Origin of the sequence: Streptomyces antimicrobicus, assembly GCF_020532625.1 — a bacterium.
Lineage (GTDB): Bacteria > Actinomycetota > Actinomycetes > Streptomycetales > Streptomycetaceae > Streptomyces > Streptomyces antimicrobicus.
Window position 1 is genome coordinate 1 of sequence record NZ_JAJAUY010000118.1, and the last position, 18314, is coordinate 18314.

Below are 18314 nucleotides of genomic sequence, written 5' to 3' on the forward strand. Positions count from 1 at the left end.
CTTCGCTTCGGGACTGGTGGGGTTCCGCTTCGCTCCACCCCACTAGGTGCGCTACGTGCTCAGGAGAGACAGGCCTCGCTGCGCTCGGCCTTGGCCCTTCGGGCCCCTCCCTCCTGAGCGCTGCGCGCTCAGGAGGGAGGGGCCTCGCTGCGCTCGGCCAGGGCGCCTTGGGCGTGTGCTCCTCCGCTTCGCTCCGGAGCACAGTGGACTGCTTCGCTGCGCTCAGCGAGACTCGGCTTCACCGAGCCAGAGCCGGCGGCCAGCCTGAGGACCCCTGGGCGCTGCGCGCCCAGGGAAGAGGCGGCCTCGCTGCGCTCGGCCAGCGCGCCTTCGGCGCCTTGCTCCTCCGCTTCGCTCCGGAGCACAGTGGACTGCTTCGCTGCGCTCAGCGAGACTCGGCTTCGCCGAGCCAGAGCTGGCCAAAGGCCGAGGACTAGGAAGTTCTTGAGCGCTGCGCGCTCAAGAGGGAGCCTCGCTGGACTTGGCTCATGGGGCCTTCGGCCCCTGAGGGGCCTCAGCGCTGCGCGCTGAGGGGGCCGGTCTCGCTGCGCTCGGTCGGCCCTTTCCGGCCGGAGTCCTCCGCTGCACTAGGGATTGTTCGGGTTCTGCTGCGCTCCACCCCAACGGGTTCGCAAGCGGGCCCCTGGGGCTCCCGCGCTCCGCACGGGAGGTGACCTCGTTTCACGTGGCGACAGTCTTGGGTCTGTTGGGGTGTCCGCTTCGCTCCCACCCCCGCCCTTCTCGCTTCGCCTCCAGGCCGAAGGGCCCCGCAAGCGGCCGGCTGGCAGCAACGGGGCATGGCCAGCGCCCCGCCTCAAGGGCTCTCACCTTCTGGCCCTGGCTCAGCGAGCGGGGTTGGCCTTCAGGTTCGCAAGCGAACCTGAAGGTGGACGGGTCCCCCGCCCCTCCAGAACCTTGGGTCCCGCCACGTGCAGCCCGACGTGGCTACGAACACGATCGCCGCCAGGGCCTCCCGGTCGCCATGCGGGCGCCGACCACCGCCCTGAGGCCGCTACGGCGCTACCGGCACCACCCGCTGGATCGGCTCCGACAGCTCATTCGGCACCAGCCGCTCAACAATCCCCACGACCTGTCGCGCCTACGACTTGCTGGAGCAGACAGTCTCGATCCAGGTCGCCTGGAAGTCACGGCAGAAAAATGAGACGACGTCTAAGGCATGGTGGGGCGCTGTGGGCAGGGAAGCAAGGCTCGCAGTTTCGGCCCGCGGAGGGTCGCTTTCTCAGGACCTACGCGCCGCCCGTACTACGGGTTGACGTCGGGCCGTTCGTGGCAAGCGCAGCCATGTCACGAAGGTGCCTGTAGTACCTGGTCGCTTCTTCGTCCTCTATCAACGGCACGACCCTGTTCAGGGCTTCCAGGCAACGAAGGAGGACCTGATGCAATCTGTCATCCAACCTGCCCTGCAGGGTGGAAATCACGCATCCTGCGGTCTCCGTATCCAGAAGTACAAGATGCTCACCCCCCACATCGGGCCGATCGTACGCCGCCTGAGGAAAAGGCGCTTCCATGTGCTCATCCCACATCCGGGCAAGCACTCCCAAACCCGCATCCTTCATGTCCCCAGCATCCACCATCCCCTGACAGCCGTGAGCTCGAGGGTCACCCGGGACAGAGTCCGAGAGCAAATGACGGTGGGCTGGACGTGACCGTCCAGGTCTTCGACCTGATGGCGCTACCGGCGGCGAGTCTGAGCAGGCGGTCCACCGTCCGGGGGCACGAAAACTCGACAGCGATGGACACTGCCTGATCATGCCAGCTCTCCACACTCTTGAGCAGGTTGCTTCGATCTCGCATCTAGATAAGTGCTGGAGTGTGAGGCCGGCCCCGTCGTCGCGGTCTGGTAGTAGCCTGCTACGGCTCGCTCCCTGGGCAAACAATCGCAGGGGTTGGGGTCAGTTCCACTGCTCGTCTGCCAGGAAGGTGACCTGTTGTTGTTTGCCGATGACCGATGTCCTCGTCCGGGACCGCTTCCACCTCCATGCTGCCCAGTGAGAGCGAGCTGTCCTGGCCCGCGAGCACGGTGGCCCACCTCGCGTTGATCGCGCCCTTCCAGTCCGGCGCGGGGGTTGCGGGGCGTCCCGGGTCGGCGTTCCGTTCACCAGCGGACGGCGGTGAAGTCGATCGGGCGGGGGCGTAGGAGGCGGGTGCGTTCTGCCAGGGCTGTCAGGCGGTCGGACGCCTCGGTGGTGGGCATGCGGCGTCGGTCGCCGTGGCCCGGCAGGACCCATTCGAAGCGGAGCCGTGCGGCGACTGTGGCCAGGGAGGTGGCCAGTTCCTCGATGGAGTACCAGGTGACGGTTTCCGCGACTTCCAGGTCGCCGGTGGTGCGGGACCAGTAGAAGCTGTCGCCGCTGAAGCAGTAACGGTCGTCGGCGAGGTAGAGGACGCTGCCCGGGGTGTGGCCGGGTAGGGGCTGGGCGGTGACGCCGTCGGCGACGGGGTGGGGTTCCAGGCCGCGGATCACCTGGTCGGCGTCCGGCGCGGCATCGAGGTCGCCCTCGTGGATCCACAGCCGGGCGCCGAAGTGGTCGGCGTAGCGGCGGCCGTGTGCTGCGTGGTCGCGATGGGTGAGCAGTACGTCGGTGACCGGGCCCCGTGCGGCGTACCGGTCGGCGAGTTCAGGGCTCCAGCGCGGCGTGTCGATCATCATGGCGGTGCCGGAGGGCCGCAGGAGGAGGTAGGAGTTGGCTCCGGCCGTGTGCGGGGAGTTGTGTCCGCACAGCATGACGCCGCTGTCCAACGCCATCGGGAAGGGGTCGAGCCGCCGGTCCGGTCGGCCGGAGGAGGGGCGGATCGAGCGGGTCGGGCAGGCGAAGGCGGCTGCGTGCAGGCGGCGCGCCTCGTTTTCGTCGCGGGGCCGGCGCAGGATGTGGGACCTGCCGTCCACCTCGCCGATCAGGTCGGGCGCGAGTTGTCGCGCGACGTCGCAGTTGGAACAGCGGTCGTCCACGTACCAGTCGGTCATCGCAGGACTCCCCTCCCTCGGGTTCCCCTGCCGGGGCAGGGGGCGTTCCTTCCGGGATACCGCAGGCGTGGGGGGATCGGTAGGGAGGGGCGATCTTGTCGTTCGGGGAGGGGGGTGTTCTCGCGTCAGCGGACGCGGGTCTCCTCGACCGCGGTGGGCAGGAGGGGGCGCAGGGCGCCCAGGGCCGCGCCGACGCAGGCGTCGCGGAGTTGGGTGCGGGTGCAGGTCTCGTGGGCGAGCCAGTCGACGCAGAGGACCTGGACGAAGACCAGCCAGCTCTTCAGTACGCCGGAGACGGCTTCGCGGGTGGTGTCGTCCGCGAGCGGGAGGACGGTCAGCAGGCGGGCGCGGAGCGCGTCCAGTTCGTTCGTCATGATCGTTTGGATGACCGGGTCGCCCGCGAGGACGCGGTTCGCGGCGAGGACGGCGTTGCGGTTCGCCACGAAGTAGTCCAGGTGGACGTCCATGCCCTGGGTCAGCTGGTCCGTGAGGGAGTCGGCGGGGTCGAGCCGGGTCTCGGCGAGCAGTTGGTCGGCCGCCTGCTGGTAGACGGCCGCGAAGAGGGCGTGCTTGGTCGGGAAATGGCGGTAGAGCAGGGCCCGGGAGACACCGGCCGATACGGCGACCTCCTCCATCCGCACGTCGTCGTAGGGGTGGGCTGCGAAGTGCCGGGCGCCGACCGCGAGGAGCTGGGCTCGGCGCTCGGCGGGGGTCAGTCGCTGGCGAGGAGGCATGGACGGAGTCTAGTTGACATGCGTCTACTGGGGAGGGAGGCTAGTAGACGCATGTCAACTACGGGCGCCGCGTGGTGGTTTGGAGGGACTGTGGCCAAGGTTCTGCGCGCTCTTGCGCAGCTGATGGGCTGGGCCTGCGTCGCGATCGGGCTGTTCCATGTGGCGCTCGGCAACGCCGCCTTGCCGGGCGCCGACGGCGCGGGCGCGACCGTCGACAGCTGGGGTCGGTTCATGGGTGCCGTCTTCACCGGCTACGGACTGGCGTGGCTGTGGGCCGTACGTCAGCGTCCGGTTCCGGCGTGGGCGGTGCGGTGGCTGGCGGGCGTCTTCCTGCTCGGTGGCGCGGGTCGGCTGATCTCGCTGGCCGTGCACGGCCGGCCGCACTGGTTCCAGATCGTGCTGACGGTGATCGAGCTCGGGCTGCCGCCGGTCTTCTTCTGGCTGGCCGACGCGGAGGAGCGGGTCGTGGGCGGGCCCGTGGGCGGGGGCGCCGCTCGCTGAGAGTCGCAGGGGCACCAGGTCGACCTGGGCGTGTGGGGCGGCCGGTTGCGGGCCGAGCGCGGGGGCGCCGCCGTACTGTTGCCGTCCGGTTCTTCAGGCCGTCCGGTTCTTCGGGCCTACAGGGCGTGGAGGCCGCGGCGGGTGGGGGCGAGCTCGTGGCGGATGTAGTACTCCGTACCGAGGATCGCTGCCCTGTCCGCGGCCGACAGTGTGCTCAGCAGGGCCGGAAGTGAGCGACCGCGCGCCACCTCCGAGCGGTGCGCCTCGATCGCCTGCCACTTCCGGTCCAGCCACGGGCGGACGTCCACTGCCGCGCTGATCCTCTCGTCCGGGACCGTGTACAGGCGCTTGCCGACGCCCGCCAGAAGGCGTGCCAGGGCGGCGCCGGCGGATCGCGGGTGCGCCGACAGGTAGACGGCGGCGGCCTGCCATGCCGGCCCGGCCTGGGGATACAGGTCTTCGAGGCCGGCCGCGTGCGCGGCGAGCAGCATGACGCGGTGCGTGTGGATGTGGTCGGGGTGGCCGGAGGAGCCGTAGGCGTCATGGCTGACGATGAGGTCGGGCCGGAACGAGCGGACGTGGCGGACGAGATGCTCCACGGCCTCGTCCAGCGGGGCGTCGCAGAACCGGGGGCGCCCGGGCGCCGATGCCGGGACCCGGAAGTCGGCGTAGCCGAGCATGCGGGGGCTTTCGGCGCCGAGGGCCTGCAGGGCGTCGGCGAGTTCGGCGGCGCGCGGGCTGTTCGCAGCCCACGTGGTGGTGACGACGCCGGTCCGGGCTCCGGCGGCCGCGTGCCGGGCGAGGACTCCGCCGGCTGCGAGGGACTCGTCGTCGGGGTGGGCGTAGACGGCGAGGATGCTGGGTGCGGTCATGAACGGATCGCTTCCCCGGAGCGGTCGGCCGTAATGGCCGTCCTCGGTGCGGGCCGCCGTACGAAGCGTGTCGGCGGGTGGCTGAGGTGGGGTGGCGGGCGATGCGGCGATGCCGTGGAGGCCGGCGCCCTGGGCGGGGGCCGGCCTCCGGGGGTGGGCGGGGGTCAGGTGGTCGGGGTGAGGGGTCGGGCGGGGGGCGTGGCGTTCTCCGACGGGGGCTGCGTTCCGGTGCCGCGCATGACCACCACCGCGAGCAGGGCGGCGGCCAGGACGCCGATCGCGCTGAAGGTGAGGGTGGTGGACATCGAGGCGGTGAAGGCGTCCTTGGCCGCCTGGACCAGGCCGGCGTCCCCCTGGGCGGCGGCCAGCGCGCCGCCGATCGACTGCTTCGCCTGCTCGGGGGCACCGGCCGGCATCTCATGGGAGAACGTGCTGGTGAGCAGCGATCCCAGGATGGCGATGCCGAGGGCCGTACCCGCCTGCTGGATGGTGTCGTTCAGGGCCGAGCCGACGCCCGCCTTGTCGGCCGGGATGGTCCCCATCAAGGCGCCCACCGCGGCGGGCATCGCCATACCGGCGCCGAGGCCGAGCAGACCGAGCGCGACCGCCGGGAGGGTGAAGCCGCTCGCGGCGGTGACGGTGGTCAGCAGGCCGAAGGAGGTCGCCATCAGGAGCATTCCGGCCAGGATCAGCCAGCGGTGACCGGCCTTGGCGGCGAGCTTGGCGCCGACGCCGTTGCCGATCAGCGCGGCCACGGCCAGCGGGGTGAAGGCGAGGCCGGCCTTGACCGGCGAGTACCCGAGGACCGACTGCAGGTACTGGGTCAGGACCAGGAGCAGGCCGCCGTTGCCGATCTGGACCAGCGCCAGGGAGATCGAACCACCGGTGAAGTCGCGGTGCTTGAACAGGACCAGCGGCACCATCGGCGCGGGGGTGACGTTCTCCCAGACCACGAACCCCGCGAGGCAGACGACCGCGACGGCGAGGGTGCTCAGCCCGCGGCCTTCGAAGGCGCCGTGCTGCGGGATCTCGATGATCCACCAGACCAGGGCGGTCATTCCGACGGCGGACAGGACCGCGCCCAGCGGGTCGGGCTTCTGCCAGGGGGCCTTGGACTCGGGCATCAGCAGCAGGCCGGCCGCGACGGCCAGGGCGACGACGGGGACGTTGATGAAGAAGATCGAGTGCCAGGAGAAGTGGTCGATCAGCACACCGCCGAGGATCGGGCTGCCGACCAGGCCGAGCATCGACACCGAGCCCCAGGCCGCCATCGCCTTCGGGCGCTCGTCCTCGTCGAAGACCGTGATCAGGATCGACAGGGTGGACGGCATGATCAGCGCGCCGCCGATGCCCATCGCCGTCCGGACGGCTATGACCTCACCGGGGCCGGTGCAGAACACCGCGGCCAGGGACGCCGCTCCGAACAGCAGCAGCCCGATGATCATCACCTTGCGGCGGCCGAACCTGTCGCCGAGGCTTCCGGACGTCAGCAGCAGACCGGCGAAGACCAGCACGTAGGAGTCGAGGATCCACTGGATCTGCTGGGGGCTCGCCCCGATGTCCTCGGTCATGGACGGCACCGCGACGGTCAGCGCCATGCTGTCGACCACCAGGACCAAGGTGCTGAGGCACAGCACGATCAGGATCCACCAGCGGCGTGGATCGCGGGTCCCGGTTCCTGAGTCCAGGGCTGTGGACGTGTCTGCCATCGAGCTTTCCCCTCCCATGGCGCACACCGTTCCCGTTGTGCGCACACCGTTCCAAGCGATGCGAACACCGTACGCTGATGCGTACAGTGTTCGCAAGCCGCAATCCCTGTACGCTGATTGCGCACGACGTACGCAAAGGAGCCAGTCGATGGCCGATGACACGAAGCCGCAGCCGATCCCCTCGGTGTGGGCCCGCCGGACGCGGCAGAACGAGCAGCCCGCGCTCTCCCAGGACGCGATCGTCCGGGAGGCCGTCGTGATGCTGGACGCCGAGGGCATCGAGGCCCTGAGCATGCGCAAGCTGGCCGCCCGGCTGAACGCGGGAGCGACCTCCCTGTACCGCCACGTGGCCACCAAGGACGAGCTGATGGAGCTCGCCGTGGACGAGGTCTTCGCCGAGGTCGCCGTGCCGCCCGTCGGCTCGGCGGACTGGCGGACGGCGGCCGCCGAGGCCGCCGCGTCCTTCCGTGCGACGGCCCTGCGTCACCCGTGGCTGTCCTCGGTGCTGGGCCAGGCCGGCCTGGCCTACCTCGGGCCGAACCTCATGTCGTTCTCCAACCGGCTGGCCGCCCTGTTCGTCGAGGCGGGCTTCCGGGAGCCGGCCCGGGCGATCGACGCCCTGTTCGCCTACGTGGTGGGCATGAGCAGCACCGAGACGGCCTGGCTGACCACCGTGGCCCGGTCGGGCGAGACGGAGGCCCAGTTCATCGCCCGCCTCATGCCCGCCGCCCAGCAGGCGGCCCAGGCGCACGAGAACCTGGCCGAGGCCTACGCCGCGGCCACCACCGAGGCGCTGGACCCGGCCGCGGTGCGCGACTCCAAGTTCGCCTACGGGCTGGAGGCCATGCTCGACGGCCTGGCACTTCGGCTCCCGGGCGGGCCGGCCACGAGCGGGCAGTGATCCGGCCCCGGGCCGGCACCGGAGGGTGCCGGCCCGGGGCCGGATCAGGCCTGGCGGGTCAGGGGTAGCGGGTCAGGGGTGGCGGGGTCAGGCCTGGCGGGTCATGTGCATGTGCCAGTTCGTGAGCCAGGTCCGGCCCTCGTCCAGGGAGAAGGCCTGCTCCCAGTGGGCGGTCGTCGTCGTGATGGCGGACCAGACGAAGCGGACCTTCACCTTGCGGCCGTCGTGCTGGTCGTCACCGTGGAAGACGCCGGTGCCGTCCGGGTGGAAGCGGCCGGTGACGGGCGGGAAGAGGGTGCCGGTGCGCCTGCTCGCCCAGTACAGCGACCAGGCGTCGGCGGCCGGGTCGTACAGGCGCAGGGTCAGACCGGCGAAGTCCTTGGTGGGGAAGCGGATCTCGTCGAAGCTTGCACGGCCGTCGAAGTGCGCGGAGGCATGCGTCAGACCCGGGAACTCCTCCCAGCGGTCCTCGCCCTCCCGGGGGTCGAGGAAGTCCTTGCGCCAACGGTTGACGACGTCGTAGGTGCCGGTGAAGAAGGCGAAGCCGGTGCTGTTGTCCATGCGTCAGGACGTTACGAGCGGTCCGCTGACATCTGGTGTCAGTGGAGCCGCGGGGTTGCTGTCAGGGGGCGCGCCAGATGTTGGCGAAGGCGGCGTTCTCGATGGAGCGGCGCTGGCGTACCGCTTCCAGCTCCGTCACCGCGTCGCTGACCGTGGCGAGGACGGTGGTCGTCGCGTCGTCGGTCCCGGGACCGGGGCCGGGACCGCCGTCGTCCGTCGGGGTGGTCGGCGGGGTGGTCGGCGGGGGTGGGGCGAGGCCTACGAGTGAGGCCAGGGTGGTGAGGGCCGAGTGGTGCCGGTCCGGGTCGGGGGCGGTCGGGGAGGCGGGGGTGCCGGCCGGGACCAGGCGGGTGGGCGCGAACGGTGAGCGGCCGACGCGGGTGCGGGTGATCCGGCCCTCGCCCTCCAGCGCGGACTCGTAGGCCGCGGTGAGGTCGCGGCCCCGGCGCCACAGCCAGTCCTCGACCCGTTCGTAGGGCGGCCGGCGGGTGAGCGCCGACGCCGCCTCGGCCAGGAGGCCGTCGGAGGGAACGGGAGCGCCGTCGCCCGGGACGATGCGGTCGCCGTCCAGGGTGACGGTCCGTGCCTCGATCAGGTCGATCAGTTCCGCTCCGGCGAGGGCGAGGGACAGGTCGCCCTGGCCCACCGGGTGCTGCGGCTTGGGGTCCAGCGCCATGAGGAACAGGTCCTTCGCCGTGCTCATTCTCGGCTCCCCTCGGAGACATCGACCATCGGGCCTGTGTGCGCCGCCGTGGTCAGTATGCGGGCTACCGTGGGGGGTATGCGGCTGTTGTTGACCTCCGACACGCATCTGCCCACGCGCGCCAAGAGCCTGCCGGACGCGTTGCTGGACCAGGTCGACGCGGCCGATGTCGTCATCCACGCCGGGGACTGGACGGACGAGGCCGCGCTGGACCTGCTGGAGGGCAGGGCCCGGCGGCTGATCGGCGTCTACGGCAACAACGACGGGCCGGCGCTGCGCCGGCGCCTGCCCGAGGTGGCCCGGGCCTCGCTGGAAGGCGTACGGTTCGGGGTCGTCCACGAGACGGGCGGCGCCGCGGGGCGGGAGCGGCGATGCGCCGAGCGCTTCCCGGATCTGGACGTGCTCGTGTTCGGCCACAGCCACATCCCGTGGGACACCACGGCCCCCGGGGGGCTACGGCTGCTCAACCCCGGCTCGCCCACGGACCGCAGACGGCAGCCGTTCTGCACCTTCATGACCGCGGTCGCCGCGGACGGGGCGCTGTCCGACGTCACGCTGCACCAACTGCCGCGGCGCGGCTGATCCGGCGCATGCCGTACGGGGCCGGTCAGGCGTGCGCGGGGGTCGGGTCGAGGAGGGCGGGCCAGTTCTGGGTGGCGGCCCAGTCGGTGAAGGACTGCCAGGCGATCTCGGGGAAGTCGCGGCGGAGGGTGGGTATGTCGACGTCGAGGCCGGACTCGTCGAAGTAGGCGAACATCGCCGCCAGGTCGGTCGAGTAGCCGCGGACGACGTCCAGGGGCACCTGCTGGTGGGTGAGGGGACGTCCTGCCGCGGTCGCGAGGGCCGCCGCGATGCCGGCGGGGTCGAGCTCGTCGGAGGCTATGTCGATGCGCCGGCCGGCGAAAACGTCGCGCCGCTGCAGCGCGAGGGCGGCGAACGCGCCGATGTCGCGGGCGCAGACGAGGGTCAGCGGCCGGTCGGCCGGCATGGGCCAGGCGAAGGAGCCTTCGCGCAGGCTGTCGAGGGACCAGCCGGTGGTGTAGTTGTCCATGAACGCGGCGGGGCCGATCACCGTCCAGGTCAGGCCGGAGGCGTACAGGTGCTGCTCGATCAGGAACTTGCTGTCGTAGTGCGGGATCCCGGTGCGGCGGTCGGCGTGGGCGGCGGAGGTGAGCACGACGTGCCCGAGGTGGGCGGCCGCCGCCGCGTCGATCAGGGACTTGCCCTGGCGGACCTCGGTGTCGATGTCGGTGCCGAACGGGGTCGTCACGGCGAAGAGGGAGTCCGCGCCGCGGAGGGCGGCGTCGAGGGAGGCCCGGTCGTCGAAGTCGGCGTGGCGGACGTCGGCGCCGAGGGCGCGCAGCGCCTCGGCGGCGGGGCCGGCCGGACGGCGCGTGAGGGCGCGGACGGTGTGGCCCGCTGCGAGCAGGGCGCGGGCGGTGGCCCCGCCCTGGGCGCCGGTGGCGCCGGTGACGGCGATGGTCAGCATGGGGTTCTCCTGGGGTCGGGCGGGCACCCGCTTCTTTCTTCTGCGCGATGCAGCTTCTGCGTTACGCAGAGAAATAGTAGGGGCGATCTCTGCGCGGCGCAATAGTCTGCGTCGCGCAGGTTTTCGCCGCCCCCTCCTTCGAGCTCCCACGCCCTCCCCTCGCGCGCGTTCCCTATTGGGCCCACGGGAGGGGGCGGGTGCCCTCCGCGCCGGGGACGGCCACCACGCCGTCCGAGCGCATCGCGACGATCGCCTCGAAGGGTTCCGGGGCGTGGATGCGGCGGAGCGAGTGCGGGGGCAGGACCAGGGTCTGACCGGCGGAGACGCGCCGCGTACGGCCCTCGTGGGTCACTTCGAGGGCGCCCGCGGTGATCGTCCAGACCTGTTCGCGAGTGACCGAGTGTTCGGGGCCGGCCTGACCCGACCTCATCGACACGGTCCACGTGCTCAGTTCGGCACTGCCGCGACTGGGGGCGGCGAGCCCGGTCATGGTGGCGTTCGGGGTCTCGACGACGTGGGCGGGGGTCGGGGTGATCACGTGCATGGCGGCTCCTGCCGTTAATTTTGCCGTTGGAGTATTTTTGCGCTCGACGTAACTTTAGGGAGGGGGTGGTGAGGGGTCAAGGCGAATTTTGCTACGGGGGTAAGATTTTCGGGTGAGTGGTGAGATGGGGCTTCGGGAGTCCAAGAAGATCGAGACCCGGCGGTTGATCTCCGACTGCGCGGCCCGGCTGTTCCAGGAGCAGGGGTTCGAGCGGACGACGATCGCCGAGATCGCGGCGGCGGCGCGGGTGGCCAGGAAGACGGTCACCAACTACTTCCCGCGCAAGGAGGACCTGGCTCTCGATCAGCACGAGGAGTTCACGGCCGAGTTGGCCCGGGTGGTGGCCGAGCGGGAGCCGGGTGAGCCGCCGCTCGCCGCGCTGGGGCGGGCGTTCCGCACCGCGCTGGTGACGCACAGCCCGGCAGCCGGTTTCACGGGAGTCGGGTTCGCGCGGATGGTGGCCGAGAGCCCGACGCTCGGGGCGCGGTTGCGGGAACTGCACGAGCGGCGGGAGGAGGCCTTGGCGCGGGCCCTGGCCGACGCGGGCGGAGGCGGCGGGGCGGCCGAGCCGAGCGGGGCGGGGGACGTCGAGGAGGGGCCGGGGATCGCGGCGCGGGCCACGGCGGCGATGATCGCGGCGGCGGACCGGCTGATGTTCCGGCGGATCCAGGAGCTGACGCTGGCGGGGAGGACCGACGACGAGATCGAGGCCCTGCTGACGCCGGAGGCCGACCATGTGTACGGGATGCTCGTCGCGGCCGTCGGCGGCTTTCCCGGGTGAGGCGGTCCCGAGGAGCCCGGTTAGGATCCGGGCATGCCGCTGACCATGGATGACGTCGACCGGTTCGAGGCCGCGCGGGGGCGTCTGGAGGCCATCGCCTACCGGATGCTCGGTTCCGCGAGCGAGGCCGAGGACGCCGTTCAGGAGACGTTCCTGCGGTGGCAGGGCGCCGATGTCGGGCAGATCGAGGTCCCCGAGGCCTGGTTGACGAAGGTGCTGACCAATCTCTGCCTCAACCAGCTCACTTCGGCGCGCGTCCGCCGGGAGTCCTACGTGGGGCAGTGGCTGCCCGAGCCGCTGCTCGACGGGGACCCGATGCTGGGGCCGGCCGACACCGCCGAGCAGCGCGAGTCGGTCTCGTACGCCGTCCTCGTCCTCATGGAGCGGCTGTCGCCGGGCGAGCGGGCGGTGTACGTGCTGCGCGAGGCGTTCGGGTACCCGCACCGGGAGATCGCCGGGATCCTCGACATCAGCGAGGCCGCCAGCCAGCAGATCTTCCACCGGGCCAAGAAGCACATCGCGGACGGCAAGGCCCGTACCGAGATCGACCAGGCCGCGGCGCGGCGGGTGGTGGAGGAGTTCCTCGCCGCCGCCACCAGTGGGCGGACCGAGCCGCTGGTGCGGCTGCTCACCGGCGACGCCATCGCGATCGGCGACGGGGGCGGGAAGGTGCCGGCGCGGGCCAGGGCGTTCGAGGGCGCCGTCGCCGTCGCGAAGTTCATGCGCGGGCTGTTCAAGCCCGCCCCGGCCAAGCGTGCCCTGGTCGGCGGTTCGGCGGAGATCCACGTGGGCAGCGCCAACGGCGAGCCCGCGGTCGTGGCGGTGGTGGACGGCCGGGTCGTGGGGATCATGTGCCTGGAGTTCACGGCCGAGGGGATCGCCGCGTTCCGCAGCCAGGTCAATCCGGACAAGCTCGTCCGCGCCACCGAGGTGTGGGCGGGCGGCGAACACGGGGAGCCCTTGCTGCGCGCCTTTTGATGCGGGGCGGGTCCGGACCGGGCGGGGCCGGGCCGGACCTCGCCTTTCCCTTGCCCGTCCTTTCCCTTGCCCGCCCTTTTCCGCGTGGTGTGACGTGCTTCACATCCTGAGCTGTCAGGAAACCGTCGGCTGTCCGGTTCAGGGGGTGGAACCGCGCCGGAGAGCCGGTGGGACCGCGCAGACAGGAGCAGGGACATGCAGCACGGTATGCAGCAGGGCACTCAGCACCGGATCGTCGTCCTCGGTGGCGGGTACACCGGAGCGACCGCGGCCGGCCGCCTCGCCGGGCGGCTGCACCGTGGCGACGTCGCCATCACCCTCGTCAACGCCGAGCCCGACTTCGTCGAGCGCGTCCGGCTGCACCAGCTGGCGGTGGGCCAGGAGCTGCGGCCGCGGCCGTTCGACGAGATGTTCGCGGGGACCGGGGTCGAGCTGAAGCTCGGGACCGTCGCCGGGGTGGACGTCGAGCGCAAGAGCGTCGCCGTCCGGCTCCGGGGTGCGCAGGGCGCGGAGGGCGCCGAGGGCGTGGAGGAGCTGGCGTACGACACGCTCGTGTACGCGCTCGGCAGCGGGTGGGACGACCACGGCGTGCCGGGAGTGGCCGAGTACGCCGAGCAGATCGCGAGCCGGCCAGGGGCGCTGCGGCTGCGCGAGCGGCTGGCCGGGCTGGGCGCCGGGGCGCCCGTGGTCGTCGTGGGCGGCGGGCTCACCGGGCTGGAGGCCGCGACCGAGATCGCCGAGGCGCGGCCGGACCTGGAGGTGGCCCTCGTCGCGCGGGGCGGCCTCGGTGACTGGCTCTCGCCCAAGGGCCGCGGGCACCTGCGGAAGGTGTGCGGCGAGCTCGGCATCACCGTGCACGAGCACACGGCCGTGGCGGAGGTGGCGGCCGACCACGTCATCACCGGTGAGGGCGAGCGCGTCCCGGCGGCGGTCACGGTGTGGACCACCGGGTTCGCCGTGCACCCGATCGCCCGGGCGACCGCGCTGGAGGTCGCGGAGACCGGTCAGATCGTGGTCGACGAGACGATGCGGTCGGTGTCGCACCCCGACGTCTACGCCATCGGTGACGCGGCCCTGGCGATGGGCCCCGGCGGCAAGCCGCTGCGGATGTCGTGCGCTTCGGGCGTACCGGGCGCCTGGCAGGCCGCGGACGCCGTCGCGGCGCGGCTGACCGGGAGGAAGGTGCCGCGCGTGCCCGTCCGCTACTTCAACCAGTGCATCTCGCTGGGGCGTCGGGAGGGGCTGATCCAGTACGTCACCGCCGACGACCGCGCCCGGGACGCGGCGCTGACCGGGCGGTTCGCCGCCGTGTACAAGGAGCTGATCTGCAAGGGCGCGGCCTGGGGCGTCGCCCACCCGCTGCTGGGGCTGCCGGTGCGGTCGCGGCGGGTCGTGCGGGGGGCGGGGACGGTCGGGGCCGGGGCCGGGGTGGCGGCCGGGGCCGGGGCCCGCGTGGGGGTGTCGGGCTGAGCGGTGGCCCGTAGGGTGCCGGGATGGAGATCACATACCGGGCGTTGCGGGATGCCGAGGGCGAGGACCTCGTCGACTTTCTCGTCGGCGAGGTCTGGCCGTTCCACGGCGTGGCAGTGGTGCGGCCGGAGCAGGTGCGGCGGTGGATCGCCGACGGGGTGTTCGGCGGGGAGCGGAACCGGACGTTCTGGGTGCTGGGCGGGGGCGGAGGGGACGCAGGGGGCGGAGGGGACGGCCAGGACGGCGTGGGCAGCGGAGGCGGCGCCGTGGGGCTGGTGCGGTTGATGGACCTGGGGGACGGGACGCCGATGCTCGATCTGCGGGTGCGCAGCGCGTGGCGGGGCAGGGGCATCGGCCGGCAGGCGCTGGAGTGGGCCACGCGGTACCTGTTCGAGGAGTTTCCCGAGGTGCGGCGGATCGAGGGCACCACGCGGCAGGACAACGTGGCGATGCGGCGGACCTTCCTGCGGTGCGGGTACGTCAAGGAGGCGCACTACCGGGACGGTTGGCCCGGGGAGGGGGGCGCCGTCCATGACGCCGTCGGGTACGCGGTGCTGCGCCGGGACTGGGAGGCAGGGAGCGTGAGTCTGCCCGAGTGGGACGACGGGCATCTGCTGGACGGGTGACGGCCGGGGCGCGGCGGCGCGCACGCCCGCGGCGCTGCCCGGCCGTTGGGGTTTCCGCTTCCTCCTGGTCGCGGCGCCTCCTGCGGGCGGGCCGCCGCTGTCGCTGTACGCGCTGAACGCCGGGTGGGGCGTGCGGAGTTCGTGCCGCACGCGCGGTTCTACGGCATCGTCGTGAACGGCTTCTCGCCGGCGGCCAACTGGGGGGCCGCGGCGGGCGTGGCGGGTGGTGCGGCGGGTGACCCGGGCGTTGCCTGCCGACGCCGCGCGGGGGTGTCAGGCGGTCAGGGCTGCCGCGGCGGTCGCGGCCGTCGGGGTGAGCGGGGTGGCGTGGAGGCGGGTCAGATAGGTGTGGGCCGTCGGGAGGGTCTCCAGCAGGGTGTGCTGGTGGCGCTTGACGCGGCGGAAGTGTTCCTCGGCCGCGCGGAGGGCCCGGTGGTGGTGGGCGACGGCGGTCGTGGGCGGGGTGGCGGTGGCCGGGCGGGGGGTCAGCGAAGCCAGTGCGGTCAGCAGGGTGCGGACGGGCAGGTCGTCGGGGGTGACCGGTAGGCCGGCGCGGTGGGCCTCAAGGGCGGCGCGGGCGGCGTCGGACAGGGGCAGCAGGTCGGGGCGCTCCGGGTGGTGGAGGCGGATCAGGGCCAGGTCGAGGGCCCGCGCGTGATGGGCGGCGACCGCCCGGTCGAAGCGGGCCGCGGCGGCGGGCGGGTGCGGGTGGCCGCCGGGGGACGGGAAGTCGCGGATCAGCTGGTCCAGGAGGTCCAGCGTGGTCGCGTGGTCGTCGGTGAGCGGGTCGGTCGAGCCGGCGGCCCGGCCGAGGGCGACGCAGTGGTGCACCCAGGCACGGCGGGGGCGGCCGGGCCGGTGGACGGTGTGCACCGTCCGGGGGGTGGGGCCGTGGGCGTCCGGGCCGAGGGCGTCCGCGCGGTGGGCGTCCGCGCGGTGGGGCTGCCGCGGGTGCGGGGCGAGGGGGGCGAGCAGGGCTCGGGCCGCCTCGTCGGCGGTCGTGCGGGTGCCGTCGTAGGCGAGGCCCACGCAGTGGCGGTCGAGCAGCGGGCGGCGCCAGGCCCAGCCTTCGGGGAGGGCGGTGAGGGTCGTGTAGGGGGCGAAGGTTCCCGTGGCGGCGCGGGCGCCGGTGGGGGCGGGGGTGCGCCTGGGTGCGGCGCCGTCGTGGGTCGGGGCGGTGACGGTGGCGGTGACGGTGTGGGTGGGGAGGAGGGGGGCGGGGGTGAGGGGTTCTCGGAGGGTGGCCGAGAGGAGGAGGCGGGCCTCGTCGGTGCAGTCGAGGAAGAGGTCGGCCGTGAGCGGGCCCCGCGTGGTGCGCAGGGTGGTCAGGGCGCCGTCCGGGGCGCGGTCGGCGCCGAGAAGGCCGCCGGTGACCAGGCGGACGCCGAATTCCCGGACGGCCGTGCGGCGCAGGAAATGCGTCAGCATGATGGTGTCGGCGTGCCAGCCGTAGGAAAGGGCGGCGCGGCCGTCGAGCCAGCGCGGGGATTTCATCGCGTCCATGAGCGGGGGTTCGCGGAAACAGGCCCGGTCGGCGGATTCCACGGTTTCTCCGGACGCGCGCAGGAGAAGCCAGGCGTCGAGGGGTGAGAAACCTTCGCAGTCCGGGAGCGCGGTGTTCCGGGGGACGTAGAAATCCCTTTCCGGGGCGGCCGGGTCCACGTACTTGACGGCCACGTCGAAGGTGGCGTCGCACGCGCGCATCCAGGTGGCCTCGGGGATCCCCAGGGGGTCGAACAGGTCCCGCTGGGTCGTCGGCGGCAGGGTCGTGACCTGCTCGGACGGGCGGTACGGGGTCTCCAGGACGGTGACGCGGACCGCCGCGCGGAAGGCGGCGGCAAGCTTGGCCGCGGCGATCCAGGCGGTGAGGGTGCCGCCGACCACCACCACGTCCGTGAAGTCGGGGACGGGGGCGGCGGGTGTCGTCGTGTTCAGGTCCCGGTGCATGCAGGGAGGGTGCCGGGGGCGGCTATACGCGGAATACAGCGGGCCTGTACACGGGCTGTATTGCGGGGCATGGACGGAATAGGGATCCGGTATAGGGGGTGCTCCGAATCTGTTGGTGCGGGACCTGAACGGGCCCGACACCGACAGGAGGATGAAGATGTTCGACAAGGCCGCCCAGGTCCAGCACCCTCTGGATGTCCTGACCGAGATCGAGAACAAAGCGGCAATGGATCAGGAGCTGTTGCTGCGCGACGGCGGGACGCCGTGGGCGGAGCTGCTCGCGGACTACGTCGACGCCCTGAACGAACTCGCGGTGCCGGGCACCGCCGAGAACGGATACCTGGCGACGTACGGACTCGACGAGGGGCATGCCGGGGGCTGCGGCTGAGGGGCCGGCACGGCGAGGGCGGCCCGGTGGGATCCACCGGGCCGCCCCGAGGGGGTCGTGTCGTTCCTGGTTCGGTTCAGCGGGCGAGGGCGTGGGTGCGGGTGCGGGTGCGGGCGGAGAGGCGGACCAGGGACGAGAGGCGGTAGCGGGGCTCGGGGTCCGGTGCCGTGCCGTCGGTGGGGCGGGCGGGCTCCAGGAGGCGGGCGTCGGTGAGCCGGTCCAGGAGGTCCTCGGCCTCGGTGTGCGGCAGGCGCAGGACCGCGGCCGCGTCCGCCGGGGTGAGGACGCGCAGGCCGGTGGCGGTCAGCTCGTCCAGTGCGGCGGCGGTGGGGCCGTCGAGGGTGTCCAGGGCCGGGCGCAGGGCGGCGGCCAGGTCGAGGCTGCCGAGGCGGAGTTCGGCCAGGCGGCGGTCCTCGGCGGCGAGCCGGTCGGCGAGGCGGGCGACCGGCCAGTGCGGGCGGTCGGCGAGGCGGGCGGCGGCGATGCGCAGGGCGAGCGGGAGGCGGTCGCAGTACTCGGCGACGCGGGCGACGGAGACGGGGTCGGCGGCGAGGCGGTCGGCGCCGGCGATCCGGGCGAGGAGGGTGGCCGCCTCGGCAGGGGTCATCGCGCCGAGGCGGACCAGGCGGGTGCCGGGGAGGGTGGCCAGGCCGGGGCGGATGCCGGTGACGACCGTACGGGAGCCGCCGGCGCCGGGCAGGAGGGGGCGGACCTGGGCGTCGTCGGCGGCGTTGTCGAGGACGACGAGGAGGCGGCCCCGGCGGGCGAGGAGCGTGCGGTAGAGCTGGGCGCGCTCGTCGAGGCCGTCGGGGACGAGGTGCGGGGCGGTGCCCAGGGCGAGCAGGAACCAGCCGAGGACCAGCCGGGGCGGGCGGGGCGTGCCGTCGGGTGCGCGCAGGTCGGCGTAGAGCCGGCCGGCCGGGAAGTGGGGGCGGGCCAGTTCGGCGGTGCGCAGGGCGAGGGCGGACTTGCCCGTGCCGGGCGCGCCGGTCAGGACCACGTCCTGCCCGGCCCGCAGCGCGGCCAACGCCTCGGCCAGCTCGGCCGCCCGCCCGGTGAAGTCCCCGGGCGCGGCGGGGGTCGTGTCCGCGACCGGATCCCCGGCCCGCGCCGCGTCCGCGCCC

17 protein-coding genes and 2 pseudogenes are annotated in these 18314 nt (G+C 72.9%); 8 read left to right on the forward strand and 11 right to left on the reverse strand.

Annotation, left to right across the window (positions count from 1 at the left end; all coding sequences use genetic code 11):
* Positions 1-925: 925 nt before the first annotated feature.
* The 3 genes and pseudogenes from LG632_RS23395 to LG632_RS23405 all read right to left on the reverse strand — a co-directional run.
* A pseudogene (locus tag LG632_RS23395) lies at positions 926-1087 on the reverse strand (transposase); the annotation flags it as partial.
* A gap of 1029 nt (positions 1088-2116) precedes the next feature.
* Positions 2117-2986, reverse strand: a complete 870-nt coding sequence (locus LG632_RS23400; RefSeq protein ID WP_226729399.1) for an MBL fold metallo-hydrolase — start codon at positions 2984-2986, stop codon at positions 2117-2119.
* 125 nt (positions 2987-3111) lie between these two features.
* Complete coding sequence (locus LG632_RS23405) at positions 3112-3720, reverse strand: TetR/AcrR family transcriptional regulator (RefSeq protein WP_226729400.1); 609 nt, start codon at positions 3718-3720, stop codon at positions 3112-3114.
* Between the two features lie 90 nt (positions 3721-3810).
* On the opposite strand from LG632_RS23405, the gene LG632_RS23410 reads away from it, so the two are divergent.
* Positions 3811-4221, forward strand: a complete 411-nt coding sequence (locus LG632_RS23410) for a DUF4345 domain-containing protein (protein WP_226729401.1) — start codon at positions 3811-3813, stop codon at positions 4219-4221.
* 116 nt (positions 4222-4337) lie between these two features.
* Here the strand turns inward: LG632_RS23410 and LG632_RS23415 are convergent, their stop codons facing one another.
* Positions 4338-5093: a PIG-L deacetylase family protein gene (locus tag LG632_RS23415; protein WP_226729402.1), complete on the reverse strand. Its 756-nt coding sequence runs from the start codon at positions 5091-5093 to the stop codon at positions 4338-4340.
* A 164-nt stretch (positions 5094-5257) separates the two neighbouring features.
* Entirely contained in the window at positions 5258-6802 is a 1545-nt protein-coding gene (locus LG632_RS23420; protein ID WP_226729403.1) for an MFS transporter, read from the reverse strand.
* A 148-nt stretch (positions 6803-6950) separates the two neighbouring features.
* Here LG632_RS23420 and LG632_RS23425 point away from each other — a divergent pair, with 148 nt between their 5' ends.
* On the forward strand, positions 6951-7703 hold the full coding sequence (locus tag LG632_RS23425; RefSeq protein WP_226729404.1) for a TetR/AcrR family transcriptional regulator: 753 nt from the start codon (positions 6951-6953) through the stop codon (positions 7701-7703).
* 87 nt (positions 7704-7790) lie between these two features.
* Here the strand turns inward: LG632_RS23425 and LG632_RS23430 are convergent, their stop codons facing one another.
* A complete protein-coding gene (locus LG632_RS23430; RefSeq protein ID WP_226729405.1) occupies positions 7791-8264 on the reverse strand; it encodes a hypothetical protein in 474 nt (157 codons plus the stop codon).
* Between the two features lie 61 nt (positions 8265-8325).
* Positions 8326-8967 (reverse strand): GOLPH3/VPS74 family protein, encoded by a 642-nt coding sequence (locus LG632_RS23435; RefSeq protein WP_226729406.1) that lies wholly within the window; start codon positions 8965-8967, stop codon positions 8326-8328.
* 78 nt (positions 8968-9045) lie between these two features.
* On the opposite strand from LG632_RS23435, the gene LG632_RS23440 reads away from it, so the two are divergent.
* On the forward strand, positions 9046-9549 hold the full coding sequence (locus LG632_RS23440; RefSeq protein WP_226729407.1) for a metallophosphoesterase family protein: 504 nt from the start codon (positions 9046-9048) through the stop codon (positions 9547-9549).
* Positions 9550-9574: 25 nt separating this feature from the next.
* Here the strand turns inward: LG632_RS23440 and LG632_RS23445 are convergent, their stop codons facing one another.
* Together LG632_RS23445 and LG632_RS23450 are read right to left on the reverse strand one after the other, a co-directional pair.
* Complete coding sequence (locus tag LG632_RS23445; protein WP_226729408.1) at positions 9575-10456, reverse strand: NmrA/HSCARG family protein; 882 nt, start codon at positions 10454-10456, stop codon at positions 9575-9577.
* A gap of 172 nt (positions 10457-10628) precedes the next feature.
* The gene (locus LG632_RS23450) at positions 10629-11000 is read right to left on the reverse strand and encodes a cupin domain-containing protein (RefSeq protein ID WP_226729409.1); all 372 of its coding nucleotides are present in this window, start codon (positions 10998-11000) and stop codon (positions 10629-10631) included.
* Between the two features lie 124 nt (positions 11001-11124).
* On the opposite strand from LG632_RS23450, the gene LG632_RS23455 reads away from it, so the two are divergent.
* From LG632_RS23455 to LG632_RS23470, 4 genes are all read left to right on the forward strand, one after another.
* Positions 11125-11781 (forward strand): TetR/AcrR family transcriptional regulator, encoded by a 657-nt coding sequence (locus LG632_RS23455; RefSeq protein WP_226729416.1) that lies wholly within the window; start codon positions 11125-11127, stop codon positions 11779-11781.
* Between the two features lie 33 nt (positions 11782-11814).
* Positions 11815-12759, forward strand: a complete 945-nt coding sequence (locus LG632_RS23460) for an RNA polymerase sigma-70 factor (protein WP_226729410.1) — start codon at positions 11815-11817, stop codon at positions 12757-12759.
* Between the two features lie 195 nt (positions 12760-12954).
* Positions 12955-14229, forward strand: coding sequence for an NAD(P)/FAD-dependent oxidoreductase (locus LG632_RS23465; RefSeq protein ID WP_226729411.1), 1275 nt, complete (start codon positions 12955-12957; stop codon positions 14227-14229).
* A gap of 23 nt (positions 14230-14252) precedes the next feature.
* Positions 14253-14855 carry a GNAT family N-acetyltransferase gene (locus LG632_RS23470; RefSeq protein ID WP_226729412.1) on the forward strand — a complete coding sequence of 201 codons (603 nt, stop codon included), beginning with the start codon at positions 14253-14255 and terminating at the stop codon, positions 14853-14855.
* A 273-nt stretch (positions 14856-15128) separates the two neighbouring features.
* On the opposite strand, the gene LG632_RS23475 is transcribed toward LG632_RS23470, so the two are convergent.
* Positions 15129-16802: a tryptophan 7-halogenase gene (locus LG632_RS23475; RefSeq protein ID WP_226729413.1), complete on the reverse strand. Its 1674-nt coding sequence runs from the start codon at positions 16800-16802 to the stop codon at positions 15129-15131.
* A 157-nt stretch (positions 16803-16959) separates the two neighbouring features.
* On the opposite strand from LG632_RS23475, the gene LG632_RS23480 reads away from it, so the two are divergent.
* Positions 16960-17190: a DUF6269 family protein gene (locus LG632_RS23480; protein WP_226729414.1), complete on the forward strand. Its 231-nt coding sequence runs from the start codon at positions 16960-16962 to the stop codon at positions 17188-17190.
* A gap of 76 nt (positions 17191-17266) precedes the next feature.
* On the opposite strand, the pseudogene LG632_RS23485 reads toward LG632_RS23480, so the two are convergent.
* Positions 17267-18314, reverse strand: a pseudogene (locus LG632_RS23485) (AfsR/SARP family transcriptional regulator); the annotation flags it as partial.